This is a genomic window from Pontibacter sp. FD36, assembly GCF_015686655.1.
GTDB lineage: Bacteria > Bacteroidota > Bacteroidia > Cytophagales > Hymenobacteraceae > Pontibacter.
On the sequence record NZ_JADPMP010000006.1, the window covers coordinates 26800 to 48343 of the forward strand.

The window sequence follows — 21544 nt, forward strand, 5'->3', positions numbered from 1 at the left end:
GTGATAGCAGCAACCGTAGCAAACAGCAGGCTGTTTTTTTTACTTTTCCAGATCAAGTTGGGCTCTACCGATTAAGAAGACTTTAAGGCAAATTTTATTAGTTCCTCTACGCTCAGGCTTCTGTCTTCGCGCTTGATGATCGCATCGAGCGTTTTCTCTGCCACGTTTTTGGCAAAGCCTAGTGTAACTAAAGCTGATAACGCTTCTGCACGTACTGTATTGTGTGCAGAAACAGGAACTGCTGAGCTACCAGCCAGCATGGTTTCTTTCTTTATTTTATCTTTTAATTCCAATATGATACGCTGCGCAGTTTTGGCTCCGATCCCCTTCACATGCTGGATCGTGCGCACATCCTCCCGCACAATAGCCTGCTGCACTTCGTCTACCGAAAGCGACGACAGTATCATCAAGCCCGTGTTGGGCCCTACACCCGAAATAGAGATTAGGTGCAGGAAAGTATCCTTTTCGGCAGCCGTCGTGAAGCCATACAAGGTATGGGCATCCTCCTTGATGTGCAGGTAGGTATGCAGCTTGCAACGTTCTCCCTCAGGCAGTGAAGAGTACGTGCTAAGGGAGATCTTGATCTGATAGCCTATGCCATTGACATCTACAATGACATAGGTCGGATCTTTCACAGCAAGCTTACCGTCAATGTACGCAATCATTTATATATGTTTATTATTATAGTTTTGAGCATCTACGACAGCGATGGATACCATGTTAACGATTTCACGGATGGAGCTGCCCAGCTGTAGAATGTGCACTGGCTTGCGCATACCCATCAACACAGGGCCAATTGCCTCAGCACCACCTATTTCCTGTAATAGTTTGTAGGCAATGTTACCTGATGTGAGCGTCGGGAAAATAAGTGTATTTGCCCCTTTTTCGGCCAGTTCACTGAACGGATAGTGCTCCTTCAGCAGGTGTCGGTTCATAGCCGTATTCGCCTGCATCTCGCCATCTATCATCAGGTCCGGGTAGCGCTGCTTTGCTTTGCGCACTGCCTCAGCTCCTTTGTTAGGTATGTCACCTTGCACCGAGCCGAAGTTAGAGTATGACAGGACGGCCATACGCGGCTCTGTGTCGAAGAAACGTACGGCACGGGCAGTCAGGCCAATGATATCTACCAGTTCATCGGCAGTCGGGTTTACGTTTACGGTTGTATCGGCAAAGAAATAAGGCTCTTTTTTGCTCAGGATGATATACATACCTGCCACTTTGTTTATACCTTCTTCAACCCCTATTATCTGTAGGGACGGTAGAATGGTTTTGGAATAGTCACGGGTAAGACCTGAGATAAGTGCATCTGCTTCGCCGGTTTCGAGCATCATGGCACCAAAGTAATTGCGGTCGCGCATCTGGCGGCGGCTGTCAAACAGCGTAAGGCCTTTGCGCTGGCGCTTAGTGTAAAGGAGCTGGGCAAACTCTTCGCGCTTTTGCTCTTCCTCGTATGGGTCGATGATCACGCAGTCGTGCAGGTCCAGGTTGGTCTCCTCAATGATCGCGGCAATACGTGCTTTGTTGCCCAGCAGGATCGGGTTGGCAATGCGCTGCTCTTTTACGATCTGTGCCGCCTTCAGAATCTTGTAATGGTCTGCCTCGGCAAATACCACTGTCTTCGGGTTCTTCTTGGCCTGGTTAGTAATACGGGTCATCAGCTTCTGGTCGATGCCGATGCGCTCCTGTAGTTCTGTCTCGTAAGCCTCCCAATTGGTGATCGGGTTTTTGGCTACACCGCTTTCAATAGCGGCCTTTGCCACCGCCGGCGATACCGTGGTGATCAGGCGTGGGTCAAGCGGCTTCGGTATAAGGTAAGTGCGGCCAAAAGAAATCGTGTTGTCACCATATGCCTTGTGCACCATCTCCGGAACAGGTTCTTTCGCGAGGTCCGCCAAGGCGTGCACAGCAGCCAGCTTCATGGCTTCGTTGATCTCAGTGGCACGTACATCCAGTGCTCCTCTAAAGATGTATGGGAAACCAAGTACGTTGTTTACCTGGTTCGGATGATCTGATCGGCCAGTTGCCATGATCAGGTCCTCGCGGGTTTCCATGGCCACGGCGTAAGGAATTTCCGGATCCGGGTTAGCCAGCGCGAATATGATCGGGTCCCTCGCCATCAGCTTCACGAGCTCAGGAGCCAGCACGTTACCTGCCGAAAGACCGATAAACACATCAGCCCCTTTCATGGCCTCAGCCAATGTGTTGATCTTACGCAGCGTCACAAACTGGGCGCGGTAAATATCGAGGTCGTTTCGCTCTGGACGAATAATGCCATCCTTGTCGAACATCACGATGTTATCAAGCTTGGCGCCCAATGCTACATAGAGCTTCGTGCAGGCAATGGCAGCAGCGCCAGCGCCATTAATTACAATTTGGATTTCTTCAATTCTTTTGCCTGCCAGCTCCAGTGCGTTGAGCAGGGCCGCTGAAGAAATAATAGCCGTACCATGCTGGTCGTCGTGCATGAGCGGAATATTCATCTGCTCCTTCAAGGCATTCTCTATCTTAAAGCTCTCAGGGGCCTTGATATCCTCCAGGTTAATGCCGCCGAAGGTTGGCTCCAGTGATTTTACGATGCGAATAAATTCCTCAGGGTCGGTGCAGTCTATCTCAATGTCGAATACATCTATACCTGCAAACTTTTTGAACAATACGCCTTTTCCTTCCATTACTGGCTTAGAGGCGTCAGGACCAATGTTTCCCAGGCCCAGTACTGCAGTTCCGTTTGAGATTACCCCTACCAGGTTTCCTTTTGCGGTATATTTATAAACATTCTCTTTGTCAGCGGCTATTTCTTTGCAGGGCTCAGCTACTCCAGGAGAGTAAGCCAGAGCCAGGTCATGCTGTGTGCTCAGCATTTTAGTCGGCACTACTTCTATTTTGCCGGGCTGGCCCTGCATGTGGTAGTTAAGTGCGTCCTCTTTGTTTACTTTGATCATGGTATGCGTTGTTGTGTTATCTCGTGTTATGTTCCCTCGCACTTTTAGCTTATCCCAATGAGGCGAAAGCTAAAAGCCAATTTGATAAGATTTTATGGTTTATCAAAGCCGTAATCGACAAAGATACGTTCTGAAAAATCTTCATCTATCAGAATATTGTGTTTTTTATCAGACAGCTAAGAATGAGAGGCTGGTAACTGTGGCGTATTGCAATAAATTGATAATACAAGCAGGCTATAAACGACGAGACACTCTTCAGTTGGAAGAGTGTCTCGCTGGATTTATACCTGCAGCTTAACCTAGAATCAGCTGTTGCCCAGGTTTGATTGCGCTGTTTTTGAGTTTGTTCAGCTTCTTTATCTTTTCGACTGTCACCCCTTCGTGACGTTGGGAAATAGTCCAGAGGGTATCGCCTGGCTGCACATGGTAAATGAAGCGGTCCTGCGCCTGGCTCTTGGCAGATGTATGCTGCTGTGCAGTGCTGGCAGTAGTTGCTTTGGGCTTTTCGGTGACCGTAGCCAGTGCGCTTGTGCTTACCGCTGGGGCATGCTTCCATACAAGTAGCTTGTCCTGCACTCTGATTGCTGTGCCATCCAGTTGGTTCCACTCCTTCAGATCGTCTATCGTGACACCGTATTTGCGGGCAATAGCATATAGGTTGTCGCCACGCTGCACAACATAGGTTGCCTGCACCAGGCTATCTTTAGAAGCTTCCTGGGTAGTAGCAGAGGCCAGCATAACTGGTGATTCGGCTGGCGGTGCTGTATGTTTGGCAGGTGGAGGCGTTGGAGCCGAAGCTAGCAAAATACAGCTTTGCTCAGCAGCCAGCAGCTTGGCAGCCTGTGCCGGAATGCGCAGCTTGTAATTGCGCATAGTAGCGGGAAGTGTCGTCTGCTTTAGCTCGGGGTTTAGAGCTACCAAAGCCATGGAGTCTACATGAAGTTCGGTAGCCAGTTTTTTCAGGTCCAGCGCCTGATTCACTTCCAGATAGGCATATTCAGGTGCATATAGAATGGAGTCAGAGAATATATTATGCTCTGGCGCATACTTCATAGCGTAGATCACGGCTGTCATGGAAGGTACGTAGCTGCGTGTTTCCTTTGGCAGGTATGGGAAGATCTCCCAAAACGTCTTTTTGCCACCGCCTGCTCTTCTGATCGCTTTGTTTACATTACCCTGGCCACAGTTGTAAGCAGCCATAGCTAGTTCCCAGTCGCCATACGTACGATAGAGTCTGCTCAAAAAGCGCATCGCCGCATCCGTGGACTTCTCTATGTCCATGCGCTCGTCAATGTACTGATCCTGGTCCAGGCCATACTCTTTGCCAGTTGACTTGATAAACTGCCAGGGGCCAACCGCACCCGCCCAGGAGGCCGCTTTCGGGTTCAAGCCAGACTCTACAATAGAAAGGTACTTGATGTCCTGCGGCATGTTATACTTCTTCAGGTACTTCTCGTAGATCGGGAAATACACATTTTCGCGGGAAATCATGGTGCGCGTATACTTTCTGTTACGGACAGTAAAGTAGTCGATGTGGTTACGCACAAATTTGTTGAACACCAACGGAATGTCAGCCTCAATACAGCTCAGCCTGTCCTGTATCACTTCGTCGGGCTCATACGGGATGTACTCCACGAGCAGGGCCATTTCCTCATCAGAAAGGAAGGTGGTATCTGCTTTTAGTTTTCTTAAAGAATCCTCTGCTGTGTGCCTTTCGAACCTGATCGTATAGCCAGAAGCCTGGGCATGGAAAGCCCATATACTTCCAACCAGTGCTGCAAGTACTGTAAAGAGTCTAAACTGCATCATTATATTTTATGCTTCAACGGTTAGCTTGTCCAGTATGTAATTTGAGAAGGCCAGCAGTTGCGGCTCCTCAAATGAGCGGGTCATTAACTGCAACCCGATGGAAAGGCCATTGGCATCGCGACCTACCGGAATAGAAATGGCAGGAACACCAGCTAGCGAGGCCTGAACCGTAAAGATGTCAGCCAAATACATGGCCAACGGATTCGCCGTATTCTCCTCTAGCCTGAAGGCGGTAGTAGGAGCGGTAGGCAATATAAGAAAATCATAATTTTGCAGCAACTCGTCCGTCTTCTCTTTTATGAGACGACGCACACGCTGTGCCTTGGTATAGTAGGCGTCGTAATAGTCGGCGCTCAGCACGAAGGTGCCCAGCATGATGCGGCGCTGCACCTCAGGACCAAAGCCCTCAGCACGCGTTTTTTTGTAAAGGGAGGTAAGATCGGTTGCGTTCTCGCTGCGGTAGCCATACTTCACCCCGTCAAAGCGGCCCAGGTTAGAGCTGGCTTCTGCTGTAGTGAGGATATAATAAGTCGGCACCATGTAGTCCAGGTATGGGAATTCCACGGCCTCTACCTGATGACCCGCCGCCTGGAGCATGTCTTTCACGCCTAAAATGCTATCTTTCACCTCAGTGTCCAGACCTTCACTCTCGAAGCAGTCGCGGATATAACCAATCTTGTACTTTTTATCTGAATCCAGCATCTGGCTGTAAGCTGGCACCGGGCGGTGGCTTACCGTACTGTCATATTCATCGCTACCTGCCATTACTTCCAGTAATAGGGCTGCGTCTTCTACGCTCTTCGAAATGATGCCGATCTGGTCGAACGAAGAAGCGTAAGCAATCAGGCCATAACGGGAAATGCGCGAATAGGTAGGCTTAAGACCCACCACACCACAGAAAGAAGCTGGCTGGCGAACAGAGCCACCCGTGTCGGAACCGATAGAAGCGAGACAAAGGTCTGCCTGCACGGCTACGGCCGAACCACCAGACGAGCCACCCGGTACGCGGGTCGTGTCGTCGGCATTAAGGGCAGGTCCGAATGAAGAGTTCTCGTTAGAAGCCCCCATTGCAAACTCGTCACAGTTCTGGCGACCGATGATAATAGCGTCTTCTGCAAGCAGTCGCTGCACGGCTGTAGCTGTGTAAAGCGACTTAAAGCCGTCAAGAATCTGGCTGGATGCCTGCAGAGAATGACCTTCGTAAGCCAGTACGTCCTTTAGGCCGATTACCATACCTGCCAGTTTGCCGGCATTGCCTGAAGCGATTTTCTTGTCTACGGCGTCAGCCTGGGCAAATGCTTCGTCCTCGAATATCTCCAGGAAAGCGTTTAGCTCAGGTTTCTGCTTAATGTTATGAAGGTAGTGCTCTACCAGCTGTCTGCACGAAATTTGCCCGTTGGCAATATCGCTGCGAATGTCACGAAGTGAATGGTATGGTTTCAAACTATTCAGGCTTTTTTATGTCCTTGATGGAGCGTTCCAGCTCGTTCTGGATTTCGTTTTTGGCATCGTTAAAGCTACGGAGACCGCGACCGGCAGAACGTGCCATGCCTGGAAGTTTATCGGCGCCAAAAAGTAGGAGTACTGCGGTTAGTACAACAAGAATTTCTCCTCCTCCCAGGTCTGCCAGGAAGAGGAGAATTGCACTAAGTATCATAAAGCGTTATGCCGGAAATTACTTGGTTGGAGTATCCTTTGTTGAGTTTTCCAGATCGTCTTTGATCTCTTTGGTCGCATCTCTAAACTCGCGGATACCACGGCCCAGACCTCTTGCAAGCTCTGGAATGCGCTTTGCTCCAAAAAGAAGCAGAATCACCACAAGGATCAGGATTAACGAACCACCCCCAATGTTTTGGATAAATGCTAGTGTGTTGGTAAGTACCATAGTCTTAAAATTTTAAGATGAATTGCTGCAAAAATAAAGCTTATATTTTAATTAAACCCACATTTGGCTACATTAGTTTACCAGCATGTCAATATCTTGAAATTCGCGCTGGAGGTGTATTTCCGTGGGGCAACTATAATGTTATAGGGCTCTTTGCAAGTTGGTTGCAACTTCAGCCGGCAGCAGGCGTATAGATTGGCAAATAAATTTCAGATTCTCCCGCAGGCGCAGTGTTCCTGAGCTATTTTGGCATATCTTTTTCCCAAAATGGAAAAATGGTTTCCTGTGGAGGGAAAAATTAGGTTGTGCGATACATATCTTAAGGCTGATAATCAACTAGTTGGTTCTTTTGGTATTTTTGGCAAGCTACTTGTAATATGCCTTACGCAGCCGAATCGCACTGAATCACCCAACCGGGGTAGAAATGAAGCCGCAATCTAAGAAGAAAATAAATATTAAGTTTTTTTAATCTTCTGTTTGCAAGTGTAATTTAAAGGTTGTAAATTAATCCTAGAAATTTAACACCGTCCTTCCATACTGGAAGAAAGTGTCTAAATATAATTTTAAGTTTGTTTTCATAGCTTGGAAAGGCACCCTGCTTTGTAGGGTGTTTTTTCTTTATAGGGGGTATAGAAAATAAAGTAATTAGAAGAAAAAAAGCGCAGCGGACACCTTAAATGGTAATCCGCTGCGCTTTTTTTATGTCAGGTATAACAGGAGGTCTACTTTGGTCTGATCCAGCTTTCGGGGTTCAGATTGGTGTTGTTTTTCCAAAGCTGGAATTGAAGTTCAGTAGTGCCGTTGGCATCCGTGTACACCGTGCCGATTACATCTTTCGGCTTGACATCCTGGCCCTCTTTAACACTGACTGTACGCAGCTTGGCGTATACCACAAAGTACTCTCCATGCTGCACCATCACGATATTGTTCATGCCTGGTACGCTGGCTACTGTTAATACCTTGCCTTCAAAGATAGCACGCGCAGGTTCTCCCTGGCTGGTCTGAATGTCGATGCCATTGTTTTGAGTGACCACTCCTTTCAATACCGGGTGGTTGTGGCGACCGAATTTCTGGGATATAAAGCCACGGTCGACAGGCCAGGCAAGACGTCCCTTGTTGCCAGCGAATGATGATGAGATGAGCGCCGCTTCCGGGGTGAGGGTGATCTTGCTTGCGCTTCCGCTGGTGGCACGGCCTTCTTCGCGGGCAGCACGGGCGGCACGGGCCATCTCCTCTTTTACTATGTCGGCGATCAGGTTATCAAGCTTTTTAACTGCCTGCTGGCGCTGGGCCACTTCTCTCTTAAGCTGCTCTTCCTGTTTGCTCAGCTTCTGGATCATGCCATCCTGCTGCGTTCGCAACGACAATAGATTCTTATTTTCTACCATCTGCTTGTCGAGTAGGCCCCGTTTCTCTTCACGCTGTGATTCCAGTGTGCGCAACTGTCCTGTCAGGGCAACCTGTACTTTGTTGATTTGTTCTACCTGTTTCTTACGGGCCTCTGAGTACTGCTGCAAATAACGCAGACGGCGTACCATCTGATTAAAAGAATCGGCCGCGAACACGAACATCAGTTTGTTGTAGCTGTTGGCGGTTTTGGAGGCGGCGTATACCATGGTGGCATACTCAGCTTTCAGGCTTTCCAGGTCAGCTTGCAGCTCACCTACAATGCCCTCTGTTTCCTTCATGCCTGACTCTAATAGCTTTATTTCGCGTGAAATAGTGCTGATAACACCTTTCTGAACAGAAATTTTTTCCTGAATGGCATTGAGCTGGCCAATAGAAGCTTCTTTCTGCACTTTGGTTTGCTGCAGAATGCGGTTTGCTTCTTTGATACGGTTTAGGTTTTCCTTTTTCTCTTTTTCGAGCTGCGCCTTCGATTTTTGTTTCTGGGCTTGGGTAATCAGCGGCAACAGCAGGACAATCAAGAAAAAGGCTGATTTGTAAAGGGCCTTCATCAGAAATAGGGGTATACTACACTTAGCTTACAAATATGGCAAAACTAAATGGCCCGAACCAGAACCCCGAAGATTTTATTCGGCTAAAGGCGCTTGTAACCAGAAGGAACGCTGAACGGAAACTCCAGCACGTCTTCCGATACGGTGACTTTGGAGTGATTCAAATTGAAATCAGATATCTGGCCTGCCTGCAGGATCTGGGCCAGCATGTTGTAAGCAAATGGGACTTTGCCCAAAGGCTGAAAGCCCTCATACTGCACCACGATGCTGTTGCCGGAAAGCTGGTCTTTGACGTTAAGCTGCTGCAGCTTCAGGTTTTCGGAGCTGATGAAGTAATCGAAGAGCAGGTTCTGGCGCAGTTGCTGCACATGCTGCATCTGTCCTTGGTTGGAGGCTTTTTCGGAGCCGTTGGCCTGGTAGTTGCCCAGCAGGATAGCTTGTACTACCTGAAAATCAAGTGCTACGTTGAAGCGCTTGCTCAGGAAGGCATAGTCGGTGGCGGCGTACTCCCGCTGAATGCGGTTCATCATGTACACGGAGTCAGGTGTCAGCTTGATGCGAGCGGCTTCTATACCTAGCCCAGGCAGCACCGAGATCCAGATCACGCTGTCTTTTTGCATACGCAGGGCATAGCCTGACGAAGTGCTCTGGCCTTTGTCATCAAACTTAAGCTGGCCACGGGCATTCAGGTAAGTGAATTCCAGATTTTGGACAGTGACGTTGCCAACTGTTTCAGTGGCGGCGGTTGCGGCAGAAGGGATCGTTTCTTTTTTGCAGGCGGAAAACAGGACTATGCTCAGCAGGCACAGCAGGAGCTGTTTATTCATAGAGTTTCTTTTCTTTTATCTTTCTGTCAAGGAAAGCGGAGGCTTCTCCCTTTAACTTGGCTTTTTCCCACTGCCTGACAGCCTCGTCACGCTTGCCGAGTTTAAACAGCACATCGCCGTAGTGCTCCACAATGGTAGCATCTTCGGAATAGGCGATGGCTTGCTCCAGGTATTTCAGAGCGCCTTCATAGTCTTCCATCTTGTACAGCACCCAGGCGTAGGTATCCAGGTAGGTGGGGTTGGCAGGATGTTTCTCTACCAGCCGGCCGGCCATGGTTTTGGCTTTGGGTAGTTGCTCACCGCGCAGCGACAGAAAGTAGCTGTAGTTGTTGAGCACATGTTCGTTGTCAGGATCGTGCGTAAGGACAGCCTCATACGCCTCGTCTGACTTTTTATAAGCTTTCATTGAATTGTAGGCATCCCCTAACTGGGCATTGAACTGCGCCACCAACTCGGGTTCGCTTGCTGAAAGACGCTTGCCATGCTCCAGGGATTTGGCAGCACGGTCAAAATTTTTCTCGATCAGGTGACCGGTACCGTTATAGAACCACAACACAGCCTGGTTCGGAAACAACTCCAGCGCCTGTTCGGAGTGCTGCACCAATTCTCCTGATTCACCCAGTTCAGCATCCAGCAGCACGATCTGTTGCCAAATCTTAAAGTGGGAGTCATCCAGTTTTACAGCTTTAATGTAATTGCCCCGGGCAGATTCTTTTTTGCCGATGATCGTCTGTAAGTCACCTGCCACAGCGTAAGCTTTCGCTTCCTCAGGATGTGACTCTATAGTAAGGTCAGCCAACTCCAGGGCTATACCTTCAATAGCCGGATTAGGCAGTTGTCTGATGAAGTCCACCAGGATGCGCACTTTGGTATCAATGTCGAGGTCGGTACTGGCGAATGCGATCTTCACCTGGTTCTCAGACTCCTGTAGATCTCCCTTCTGACGGTGCAGGTCCGAGAGCATCAGGTGCGCAAATGGGTTGTTCGGCTCGATGCGCAGGGCGCGGTTAAGCGTTTCTATTGCCACATCGGGTTTCTTGCTGGCATTGTAGAGCTCAGCTTGAGCCAATAAGTAGCGTATTTCTGTTGGGTTGGCAGCGATCAGTTTTTCACCTTCCGCTAAGGCCTTCCCAATGTTTTTCTGGCGCAGGTATATCTGCTGCCGGTTCATGGAAAGCTGCTCCAGCGCACCGTACTTTTTCTCAATGCGGTCATAGGTCTTGAGCGCATCGTCATACTTAGACTGAGCCAAGTATAGCTCAGCCAAGCTGAAGAGATACTGCTCCTGATCAGGCACATTGCGCAACAGGTCGTTGTAAGCCTGAGCTGCCTCGGTGTACTGCTTCTGTTCGGTATACAGCTGAGCGAGTAACAGGTAGTAGTAAGGGTTTTGATTATCGCTGGCGATGGCAGCCTGTGCAAATGAAACGCCCGCTTTCGGGTTTTCCATCAACATGTAGGTTTCAGCCAGCTTATAGTTGAGCGCCGCATTGCTTGGTGTTACAGCATATGCTTTCTGAAACTGACTCAGCGCCTGCTTGTAGTCTTCCAGCATAAAATATTTCATGCCCTCCAGAAACAATGCCTCGCTCAGCAGCTTTTCCTGCTCGCTGGGTTCGGGCTGCGGCGCAGGTATGGCTACCTGTGCTGTTTCGCTCTTCTCCTTGCCCTTCTTTTTTTTCTTAGACTGGGCCTGGCTTTCGCCGGTCGCGACCAGTGCAAGGCAGCAAGTAGCGAGCACAATGTTTCTGAATCGGGTCATAAAATGGGTATGCTAATCTTTAAGCGTATTGTAGTCGCCAATGCTCAGGTCTGACTGGCGTCCTTCATAGGAAACAAAATTACCTATCATTGAGTTTGCTATGTTCCCGTTTTTGATGGTTGACTCCTTCTGAACGATGGAATTGCTCAATATAGACTCCAATACGCTGGTATTGTTTCCAATAGAAACGTGCGGGCCTACCACTGAATTGTGGATCACAACATTCTCTCCGATATACACGGGAGGGATGATCACTGAATTTTGGATGTCAGCCGACGCGGCTACCAAACCCTTCTCATCCTTGATATATTCTAAATAGCGTTGATTAGTGAAAACTGTTGCATTTTTATTGCCACAATCGAGCCATTCTGAGATAACGGCAGGAATAAATTTCGTGCCTTTGTTTTTCATGTTCTCCAGTGCATTGGTCAGCTGGTACTCGCCCTTGTCTTTGATGTCGTTATCAAGCAGGTACTGCAGCTCGTTGCGCAGGTAGGCACCGTCTTTGAAATAGTAGATGCCGATGATGGCCATGTCAGAAATAAACTCCTGCGGCTTCTCTACAAAGTCGGTGATCTCGTTGTTTTCGTTTAGTTTGATCACACCGTAAGGACGCGGGTCCTCTACGCGCTGCACCCAGATGGTGCCGTCGGCATTCGTGTCAAGTTGGAAGTCAGCTTTGAACAGGGTGTCGGCAAAAGCCACTACTACCTTGCCCTCCAGCGAGTCCTGCGCGCACATGATGGCATGTGCCGTACCCAGTGCTTCATCCTGGTAATAAATACTGCCCTTAGCACCCACCGACTCCGCAATGGCTTTCAGGTCGCGCTCTACCTCTTCGCCGAAACGACCGATAATAAATGCCACTTCCTCAATCGGCTCGTGACATACTTTGGCGATGTCTTCTACCAGGCGATGTACAATTGGTTTGCCTGCAATAGGTATAAGTGGTTTAGGAACAGTAAGTGTGTGTGGGCGCATACGCTTGCCCATACCTGCCATAGGTACAATAATCCTCATAGCTATTAGTTTATGGATTGAAAAATGTAGCCAGACGTGTTGCCTGGCCACTATTGGTTTTGATTAATACTGTATTTTGAATGTTTGGTTTTAGCCTGCTCTAAAAAGAAGAAAATTGCAGGCTATACCTGGAGGGGAGAGGCTACTTGGTACCCGTGCTGCCATAGCCACCGGCACCACGCTCGGTATCTGTCAGTACCTCAGCCTCCGCCCATGCCACACGTTCGTATCGGGCTACAATCATCTGCGCTACACGCTCACCATCCTCTACCACAAAGTCCTGATCCGACAGGTTGACCAACAGCACCTTGATCTCGCCGCGATAGTCCGCATCAATGGTACCCGGGCTGTTTACAATCGAAATGCCGTATTTGTACGCCAGTCCGCTGCGGGGTCTGATCTGTGCTTCGTGCCCTTCGGGCAGCTCAATAAAAAGGCCGGTAGGTATAAGGGCACGCTGCAGCGGCTTTAGCGTAACAGGTGCTTCCAGGTTTGCGCGCAGGTCCATACCTGCCGAGTGCTCCGTCTGATAAGAAGGGAGTGCATGCTTGGATTGGTTAATGACTTTAACCGGTAAGTTCGTCGTGTTCATCTATTAAAGATAAAGATTATTTTTTAGATAGAAAGTAGGCCCGCTCCCGCAGCCAAACCACCACCAGGAAAACGACTGAAAGCGACAGGTGGTAAGCGTGGCGCAGCCAGAAATTTTTGATAGGTAGCAGGAAGGCGGCCAGCACAAGCGCCGTGGCAAATAAGATATACCCTAGAATGGTCTTAACAGGGTAGGGGATTGGATAGTGCACATTGCCGAGCATGTAAGTGGCCAATGCCATACCTACATAGCAGATAAGTGTGGCAATAGCAGAGCCCATGTAGCCCAGCACAGGTATAAGCAGCAGGTTGAAAGCGATCGTAATGGCCGCCCCTCCAAAGCTGATGTATGTGCCGAAATGCGTTTTGTCTGTTAGCTTAAACCAAACGGTCAGGTTGTAATAAATGCCCAAGAATAGGTTGGCCAGCAAGAGCACTGGCACGACCATCAGGCCATCGTGGTACTCGGGTCCGATGAGCAGAGCGAAGTCCTCCAGGTTGGTGGAGATAAACAGATAGATAAAGGCGCAAGCGATCACAAACCATTTCATGACCAAAGCGAAAGCTTGTGGCGATTCCTTTTCCTTAGCCTGTGAGAAGAAAAACGGCTCAGCAGCATAGCGGAAAGCCTGTATGGTAAGCGTCATGAAAATGGCGAGCTTATAGCAGGCACTGTATATACCTACTGCCGCCATGTTGCTGGTACCTGGATAGAAACCTTCGGGCAGGTAACGCTCTAGCAGAATACGGTCGATCACCTCGTTTACCATACCTGCCAGGCCCATGAACAGGAGCGGCCAGGCGTAGCGCAGCATCGGCTTGAGCTGTTCCACATCCAGTTTGAAGCGGAATATGCGTAGCTCTTTCCACAGCATAGGTATAAGCAATGCGTTGGCCACCAGGTTGATCAGGAAGATATAGCCTACTCCAAAGTCAGGGTTGTAGAGGTTAGTAGCCAGCGGCTGAAGACTTGTGAGGTACTGACCTTCGTAGATGTGCCGCAGCAGAACCAGAAAAAACAGGTTAGCACCGACCGTAAGCAGGATGTTAGCCAGTTTGATGGAAGCAAACTTAATGGCTTTGTTCTGATGTCGGAGCCAGGCGAAAGGAATCGCCACCAGCGCATCGATCGCCAGCACCAGCGCCAGCCATACAATGTACTCCCGCTGCTCCGGGTAGCCAATGTAATCTGCGATTTGCTGCGAAAAGAGGAGCAGTATACCTGTAAAGATCGTGCTGCTAACCAGAATAGCGCTTAATACCCTGTTGTAAACGGCTTTCGGGTCTTGCTCAGGCTTGTTGGCAAAGCGGAAAAAAGCCGTCTCCATCCCGTAGGTATACACGATGTTGAAGAAAGCCACAAAAGCATAAAGGTACGACACCACCCCATACTCTTCAGGAAGGAACACACGGGTATAGACCGGTACGAGCAGGTAGTTCAGTGCGCGGCCCACAATACTGCTCAGTCCGTAGGCAGCGGTTTGCCCAACCAGTTTCTTGGCTATGCTCATGTGTTTGTTTTGGGGCAGGTAGGTATGGGTATCAGCTGAAAAACACAGAACGCGCTATACCTACTTTTTATGATAGGTATAGCGCGTTCTGCAGGTATAGGCTTATGCGCCTTTGAATACAGGCTTACGCTTCTCCAGGAATGCGTTGGTGCCTTCAATAAAGTCCTGTGAAGAGCAGCAGCGGGCAAAAGAATTTGCCTCCGTCTGGTAACCATCTTCATCTTTGTCGTACACGGCGTTCACGCAGTCGATCACCAGGCCAATGGCAAGTGGTGCTTTCGACAGGATCTTGTTCATGATCTCCATTGCCTTTGGCATCAACTCTACGGCGGGCACCACATGGTTTACCAGACCAAGCGCCTTGGCTTCTCCGGCGCCGATCATGTCAGCGGTCATCATCAGTTCCATGGCTTTGCCTTTGCCGATTAACTGTGTCAGGCGCTGTGTGCCACCGTAGCCAGGTATAAGGCCCAGGTTCACTTCCGGCTGACCAAAACGGGCCCCTTCGCTGGCAACACGCATGTGGCAGGCCATCGCCAATTCGCAGCCACCGCCCAGTGCAAAGCCGTTTACGGCTGCTATAACAGGCTTTGTGCAACGCTCAATCATGCTGAAAACTTCCTGACCGCGCTCGGCAAAACCACGAGCGTTGACTTCGCTTAGTTCAGAGATCTCCGAAATGTCGGCACCCGCTACAAAAGCCTTCTCTCCGGCACCTGTAAAGATTGCTCCCTTCACAGCCGGGTCATCATAGACTTGCTGGATGGCAGCCTTAATCTCCTTGATCGTATCGATGTTTAGCGCGTTTAGCTTGTCGGCACGGTTGATGGTGATCACCAGGATTCCGTTCTCAAGATTGAGCAGCAGGTTTTCGTATATAGACATAGTTTTTATCTCTGAGTAGATGTATAGATACCAGCAGCAAATATAGCAGTGATTTGCTTAAATCCCTAAAATGCAATCTGGCAATGGCCCAGTTCAACTCTCCTTACGGCAAACTTTCGTTTTAACTTCGGTGCTCCAACATCGTTTTGTTATCTTTGTGCGGTTTAATCAGCATACTGCTCACTTTATACCTTATTTTCATGCTTAAGGCTTTATTGCGCACTCTATCACTACCGATTTTCATTTTTTACATCACCATAATCCCCGCCACTGCTCAGGATACGCTCGTCGATACGGTGGCTGTTCGCAATATCTGGGACTTCGGAGGAACCGGCACAGTCAACTTCAGTCAGGTAAGCCTGAGCAACTGGGCGGCCGGCGGACAAAACTCACTGTCAGCGCTGGGTATCCTGAACCTCTACGGCAACTACAAGAATGGGAAGAATACCTGGAACAATACCCTTGACCTCACTTACGGCACTGTGAAGCTGCAGGAGCAGCGCCTTCGCAAAAGTGACGACCGGCTCGAACTTAACCTGAAGTACGGTCGGCAGGCCTCCAGCAAGTGGTTTTACACGGCTCAGCTCAATACCCGTACACAAATCAGCCCAACGTATACCCCAGAGCGAGACTCTGTCATTTCCAACTTTATGGCACCCGCTTTTGTTCTGGCTTCCATAGGTATGGACTACAAGCCTAACCCTAAGCTTTCAGTTTTTATTTCGCCTTTTACAGGTAAGTTCACGGCGGTGCTCAACCAGCGCATGGCCGACTACGGTGCGTTTGGTGTAGAGCCTGCCCAGCGCGATTCGGAGGGGCGACTTATACCTGGTACAGGGGAGCGTCTGCGCGAAGAGTTCGGTGGTTTTGTGAATGTTCGCTTTCGCAACGAAATATTTAAAAATGTAACGTTGCAGTCAAAGGCTGACTTTTTTTCCAATTATCTGCGCAATGCCAAGAATATTGATGTGAACTGGGAGAACCTGGTGAACTTTAAGGTGAACAAGTTCCTGTCAGCCAGCCTCTTTCTGCACATGATCTATGACGATGATATCATGATCGATGTAGACCGAAGTGGGGATGGTACATTGGATGGGAAAGGACCTCGGTTACAGCTCAAAGAAACCATGGGAATAGGATTTTCTTACAAATTTGAATAGTAAACTTTTGCCCTGCACTTCTTGTTATTCACTAAAAATGTATACTTTAGCGTATAATGTACGTTGTATAGATACATTATCAAAAGTGGATTTATGAAAAAAGTCATATCGTTACTATTCTCTCTAGCTTTCTTCCTGTTTGTGTCCGATGCGATGGCACAGACTTCAAGTTCGTCGAGTACATCCCTGAGTTCGGGTAAAGATGAGTTTTGGGGTACTGCCAAAGTACAGGAAAAAGGTACTACTGTTGATGCCGTGGGAGCACGTGCTTCAGGCATGGATGCACGCTGGAATGCCTATGAAAACACGAACCGTTCCCGCTTTACCAAGGACCGCATCAAAGGAAGCAAACGAATGGAAGCCATTCTGAAAAAAGAGAAAGAAATGCATCGCAAGCATAAGCGCGACAAGCGCCGTTTAGCCCGTATGTCATTATAATCAGTTGCTGAAAAAGCAACAAAAAAAGCCCTGCCCGGATAAACCAGGCAGGGCTTTTTTTGTATCTCTTGAACTAGCTGATTGTTTAGGTGATGAAGAATTTATTGACATAGTCGCACGGTTATACATCTTACAGGCTTTCAGTTTAGAAGGTATAGGATCTTCCGCAATCAATCGACATGGGTAGTTGGAGGTATGCCGCATCAGGTATAGCACCTGTCAGACAGGTATAAATGCAGCATCATATTAGGTGCAAAACAAAAGGCTCCCACTTTCGCAGGAGCCTTTCTTATGATAGATGAAGTTAGCTGTATTACAGCGTACGCTTCACTTCTTTTTCTACGTAAGCTTCGATCACGTCACCAACCTGGATCTCGTTGTATCCTCTGAGGCTGATACCGCACTCGTAACCCTGGCGTACTTCTGACACATCATCTTTGAAACGCTTGAGTGCCAGGATTTCGCCGTCGTGCACCACGATGCCATCACGTACCAGGCGTACTTTAGAGTTACGCTGAATAGAGCCGTCTGTAATCATACAGCCTGCAATCGTACCAACCTTCGTGATCTTGAATACATCGCGTACTTCAGCGTTACCTGTGATCTCCTCTTTCAGGGTAGGAGCAAGCATACCTTCCATCGCATCTTTCACTTCGTTGATCGCATCGTAGATGATAGAGTACAGACGAACGTCGATCTGCTCCTGCTCTGCCAGTCTGCGTGCATTCTGAGAAGGTCGTACCTGGAAGCCAATGATGATCGCATCAGAAGCCGAAGCAAGTAGTACGTCAGACTCAGAGATAGCACCTACGCCTTTGCTGATGATGTTCACCTGCACCTCGGCAGTTGACAGCTTCAACAGGGAGTCAGAAAGTGCTTCCACGGAACCGTCCACGTCACCTTTCACAATCACGTTAAGCTCCTTGAAGGTACCAATCGCCAGTCGACGTCCGATCTCATCCAGGGTGATGTGCTTGCGTGTGCGCAGGCTTTGCTCACGCTGCAGTTGAGCGCGGTTGCTTGCGATCTCACGTGCTTCACGCTCTGATTCCATTACCTGGAACTTGTCACCAGCCTGTGGTGCACCGTCAAGACCGAGCAGCTGTACCGGAGTAGAAGGACCTGCTACTTTCATCTTGCGACCGCGGTGGTCTGTCATGGCCTTTACTCTACCATAGTGAGAACCGGCTAGCACAACATCTCCAATATTCAGCGTACCTGTCTGTACAAGTACAGTAGCCACATAACCACGGCCTTTGTCAAGAGAGGCTTCGATTACGGTACCTACCGCTTTTCTGTCTGGGTTAGCCTTCAGTTCAAGTAGTTCAGCCTCAAGCAATACTTTCTCCAACAGATCAGGTATACCTGCTCCTGTTTTGGCTGATACTTCCTGTGACTGGTATTTACCACCCCACTCTTCTACCAGTATGTTCATCTGGGCAAGTTCCTCACGTACCTTGTCCGGGTTAGCTCCTGGCTTGTCAATTTTGTTTAGAGCGATGATGATCGGCGAACCAGCAGCTTGTGCGTGGTTGATCGCTTCTTTTGTCTGTGGCATCACCGAGTCGTCGGCTGCTACCACGATAATTACAACGTCTGTTACCTTGGCACCGCGGGCACGCATGGCCGTAAAGGCTTCGTGACCAGGAGTATCGAGGAAGGTAACGGTACGTCCGCCTTCAGTTTTCACGCTGTAGGCACCAATGTGCTGCGTGATACCACCGGCCTCGCCAGCTGTTACATTGGCGTTTCGGATATAGTCAAGGAGGGAAGTTTTACCGTGGTCAACGTGACCCATGATGGTCACAATCGGAGCACGATCTACCAGATCCTCTTCGTTTTCTTCAATGGTCTCTTCCAGTGCCTGCTCATCTTCGGAAGTGATGAACTCAACTGAGTAGCCAAATTCGTCAGCAATGATAGTGATCGCTTCGGCGTCAAGGCGCTGGTTGATGGATACGAACATACCCAACTGCATACATACCTTGATGACTTCGTTCACGCTCACATTCATTAGTGCCGCCAGGTCATTGGCGGACACGAATTCTGTCACACGCAGTGTCTTGGACTCTGCCTGCTCCATCAGACGGCGCTCTTCTGTTGCATCGGCAATAGCGGAGCGTTTCTCACGACGGTACTTAGCGCGGTTACCACCACCACCTTTGCCGCCGCTTAGCTTCGCCAGCGTAGCTTTGATCTGCTCCTGAATTTCCTTATCAGTAACCTCTGCTTTTTCAGCGCGAGGAGCCGGAGCATTGCGTGGCCCACGACCTCCAGGTCCGCCGCCGGGACGCTGTCCCGGACGATTGCCCTGGTAACCACTACCTGATCCACCAGTATGCTGGATCGGGCGTGACTGCGGGTTGGCTGTGCCTTGTTGTTGTCCTTGTGTGCCGCCTTGTTCTGTACCGGCCACAATAATGCGCTTGCGCTTTTTCTTTTTACCGGCCTTCCTGTCATCGGAAGACGCTACCGGCTTAGTACCTTTTCTACGTGTGCTGTCTGGCAATTCAATCTTGCCCAGTACCGTAAGGCCTTTCAGCTGGTCGGCTTTTGCTGTAATTGTTTCTATTGGTTCTGTTCCTTTTTCGACAGGCGTTGCAGCCGGTTGATCCGGAGCCTGTGGTGCCGCTGCTTGCGCAGGAGCTTTTTCTGTTTCTATTGTCTTTTGTTCCGCAGCAGGGGCAGGAGGCGTTGCCGGCTGCTGTGGTTTTTCTTCAGTTTTAGGAGTCTCCGGTTTCGGAGCTTCTGCTTTTGGCGTCGCAGGAGTTTGTTCGGCTGCTACAGGCTTCTGCTCAGCAGCTGGTTTTTCAACCGGCGCTGGTGCTGGTGCCGGTGCGGCAGGTTGCTCTGGCGCTTTCGGCGCAGGGGCAGTTGGCTGCTCTGCAGCTGGTGCCTTCGGCTCTTCCGGTTTTGCAGCCGGCTTAGGCACTGGGCGACCTTTTGCGTCCAGGTCTATTTTACCTAGCACTTTTATACCTGGCAGCTTTGCTTCAACTGGTGCCGCGGCAGGTTGCTCTGGCGCTTTTGGCTCTTCTGTTTTAGGCTTGGCCTCAGGGGTTTCAGCTTTTGGCTGGTGCACGCTCTTGATCAGGATTTCCTGCTCAGGCTCTGTCGTTTTCTTAGGCTCATGGTGCGGCTCCGATTCCACTACTTGGTTGCTTTGTGGTTTCTTGCCGATGTTGAGTTCTTCCGCTTCAATCTTGTCTTGCATTGAAGAAGCGAACTCCTTAGCCAGCATACTGAACTGCTCTGCCGTGATTTTGGTAGTGGGTTTGTTTTCCACGTCAAAGCCTTTAGCAGAGAGGTAATCCACAATGGTAGCTGTACCAATGTTTAAAGTAGTTGCAACCTGTTTGAGCCTCCTGATTTTGTCTTCTGCCATGTTCTGATATGCTGTCTTTAATTTATTCTGTTAATATGCTATAGCTGCCTTGCAAGGTATAGAACTGAGCTTCGTTCCGAATTTCTTTCAAAATTACAGGAACGAAGCTCAACTCACAACTATTGATTGTCTTCTTCTTCCAACTCTTCGCGCAGGATAGAGAGTACGCTTTCGATCGTCTCCTCTTCCAGTTCTGTTCTGCGAAGCAGGTCTTCTTTTGAAACTGCCAGTACACTCTTGGCAGTGTCCAGACCGATGCGGCGCAATTCTGCGATCACCCAGTCCTCGATCTCGTCCGTGAACTCTTCCAGGCTGATGTCTTCTTCGTATACCTCAGACTCTCTGAATACGTCGATCTCCATGTCTACCAGTTTGCTGGCCAGTTTGATGTTCTGGCCACCCTTACCGATCGCAAGCGATACCTGGTCAGGCTTCAGGAACACGGATACTCTGCCATTTTCATGGTCTATCTTCATGCTGGTGATCTTAGCTGGGCTAAGAGCACGCTGAATGTATAGCTCCAGGTTGTCTGTGTAGTTGATCACGTCGATGTTCTCGTTCTCCAGCTCGCGTACGATACTGTGGATACGGGAACCTTTCATGCCCACGCAGGCACCTACCGGGTCAATACGGTCGTCAAACGATTCTACGGCTACTTTCGCACGCTCGCCGGGCTCACGCACAATTTTTTTGATCGCGATCAGGCCATCGTATATTTCCGGTACTTCGTTCTCGAACAAACGCTCCAGGAATGCTGGAGATGTACGGGAAAGAATGATCTTCGGATTACCGTTCACGATCTCAACACGCTGTACGACAGCACGCACTACGTCGCCTTTGCGGTAGCGGTCTTTCGGGATCTGCTCGCCTTTTGGGATCAGCAGTTCGTTTTCTTCCTGATCAAGCAACAGTACTTCGCGGTTCCATACCTGGTATACCTCACCTGAAATGATCTCGCCAACAAGGTCCTTGTACTTCTGGAACAGCAACTCTTTTTCCATGTCCTTGATGCGCTGGATCAGCGTCTGACGGGCAGTCAACACGGCACGGCGGCCGAAGTCTTCCAGCTGTATTTCTTCAGACACTTCTTCGCCTACTTCAAAGTCAGGCTCTATTTTCTGAGCCTCTGATAGGGCGATCTTGTCATGATCCCAGATATCCTCCGAGTTGTCGTCCACGATTTCGCGGTTGCGCCAGATCTCCAGGTCACCCTTCTCCACGTTCAGGATGATGTCAAAGTTCTCGTCGGTACCCCACTTTTTGCGGATCATGGTACGGAATACATCCTCCAGGATGCGCATCATCGTCGGGCGGTCTATGTTCTTGAATTTCGCAAATTCAGCGAACGACTCGATCAGGACTGAACTGTTCATT

At 49.4% G+C, this 21544-nt stretch carries 17 protein-coding genes; 2 read left to right on the top strand and 15 right to left on the bottom strand.

Annotated elements, in window-relative coordinates; translation table 11 throughout:
- Window positions 1-71 precede the first annotated feature (71 nt).
- The 13 genes from ruvA to I0P70_RS09500 form a co-directional block, all read right to left on the bottom strand.
- Window positions 72-665, bottom strand: coding sequence for a Holliday junction branch migration protein RuvA (ruvA, locus tag I0P70_RS09440; RefSeq protein WP_196117080.1), 594 nt, complete (start codon window positions 663-665; stop codon window positions 72-74).
- Complete coding sequence (locus tag I0P70_RS09445; RefSeq protein WP_196117082.1) at window positions 666-2939, bottom strand: NADP-dependent malic enzyme; 2274 nt, start codon at window positions 2937-2939, stop codon at window positions 666-668.
- Window positions 2940-3233: 294 nt separating this feature from the next.
- Window positions 3234-4748 (bottom strand): lytic transglycosylase domain-containing protein, encoded by a 1515-nt coding sequence (locus I0P70_RS09450; protein ID WP_196117084.1) that lies wholly within the window; start codon window positions 4746-4748, stop codon window positions 3234-3236.
- 6 nt (window positions 4749-4754) lie between these two features.
- Window positions 4755-6191 carry an Asp-tRNA(Asn)/Glu-tRNA(Gln) amidotransferase subunit GatA gene (gene gatA, locus I0P70_RS09455; protein WP_196117086.1) on the bottom strand — a complete coding sequence of 479 codons (1437 nt, stop codon included), beginning with the start codon at window positions 6189-6191 and terminating at the stop codon, window positions 4755-4757.
- Between the two features lies 1 nt (window position 6192).
- The gene (locus tag I0P70_RS09460; RefSeq protein WP_007654420.1) at window positions 6193-6405 is read right to left on the bottom strand and encodes a twin-arginine translocase TatA/TatE family subunit; all 213 of its coding nucleotides are present in this window, start codon (window positions 6403-6405) and stop codon (window positions 6193-6195) included.
- An 18-nt stretch (window positions 6406-6423) separates the two neighbouring features.
- A complete protein-coding gene (locus I0P70_RS09465) occupies window positions 6424-6633 on the bottom strand; it encodes a twin-arginine translocase TatA/TatE family subunit (protein ID WP_196117088.1) in 210 nt (69 codons plus the stop codon).
- Between the two features lie 722 nt (window positions 6634-7355).
- The gene (locus I0P70_RS09470) at window positions 7356-8591 is read right to left on the bottom strand and encodes a murein hydrolase activator EnvC (protein WP_196117091.1); all 1236 of its coding nucleotides are present in this window, start codon (window positions 8589-8591) and stop codon (window positions 7356-7358) included.
- Window positions 8592-8674: 83 nt separating this feature from the next.
- On the bottom strand, window positions 8675-9418 hold the full coding sequence (locus tag I0P70_RS09475; RefSeq protein WP_196117093.1) for a DUF4292 domain-containing protein: 744 nt from the start codon (window positions 9416-9418) through the stop codon (window positions 8675-8677).
- Entirely contained in the window at window positions 9411-11180 is a 1770-nt protein-coding gene (locus I0P70_RS09480) for a tetratricopeptide repeat protein (RefSeq protein ID WP_230392098.1), read from the bottom strand. The genes I0P70_RS09475 and I0P70_RS09480 overlap by 8 nt, the downstream gene beginning before the upstream one ends.
- Window positions 11181-11192: 12 nt before the next feature.
- Window positions 11193-12200 (bottom strand): sugar phosphate nucleotidyltransferase, encoded by a 1008-nt coding sequence (locus I0P70_RS09485; protein WP_196117095.1) that lies wholly within the window; start codon window positions 12198-12200, stop codon window positions 11193-11195.
- Window positions 12201-12342: 142 nt separating this feature from the next.
- Window positions 12343-12792 carry a dUTP diphosphatase gene (gene dut, locus I0P70_RS09490; RefSeq protein WP_196117097.1) on the bottom strand — a complete coding sequence of 150 codons (450 nt, stop codon included), beginning with the start codon at window positions 12790-12792 and terminating at the stop codon, window positions 12343-12345.
- Window positions 12793-12808: 16 nt separating this feature from the next.
- A complete protein-coding gene (locus I0P70_RS09495; protein ID WP_196117099.1) occupies window positions 12809-14302 on the bottom strand; it encodes a lipopolysaccharide biosynthesis protein in 1494 nt (497 codons plus the stop codon).
- A gap of 102 nt (window positions 14303-14404) precedes the next feature.
- Window positions 14405-15187, bottom strand: coding sequence for an enoyl-CoA hydratase/isomerase family protein (locus I0P70_RS09500; protein ID WP_007656829.1), 783 nt, complete (start codon window positions 15185-15187; stop codon window positions 14405-14407).
- A 200-nt stretch (window positions 15188-15387) separates the two neighbouring features.
- Between I0P70_RS09500 and I0P70_RS09505 the strand changes: the two genes are divergently transcribed.
- Entirely contained in the window at window positions 15388-16347 is a 960-nt protein-coding gene (locus I0P70_RS09505) for a DUF3078 domain-containing protein (protein WP_196117101.1), read from the top strand.
- A gap of 93 nt (window positions 16348-16440) precedes the next feature.
- Window positions 16441-16785, top strand: coding sequence for a hypothetical protein (locus tag I0P70_RS09510; RefSeq protein ID WP_196117103.1), 345 nt, complete (start codon window positions 16441-16443; stop codon window positions 16783-16785).
- 313 nt (window positions 16786-17098) lie between these two features.
- Here I0P70_RS09510 and infB read toward each other — a convergent pair whose 3' ends face one another.
- Both infB and nusA read right to left on the bottom strand, forming a co-directional pair.
- On the bottom strand, window positions 17099-20170 hold the full coding sequence (infB, locus tag I0P70_RS09515; protein WP_196117104.1) for a translation initiation factor IF-2: 3072 nt from the start codon (window positions 20168-20170) through the stop codon (window positions 17099-17101).
- Between the two features lie 119 nt (window positions 20171-20289).
- Entirely contained in the window at window positions 20290-21543 is a 1254-nt protein-coding gene (nusA, locus tag I0P70_RS09520) for a transcription termination factor NusA (RefSeq protein WP_076422926.1), read from the bottom strand.
- Window position 21544 lies beyond the last annotated feature (1 nt).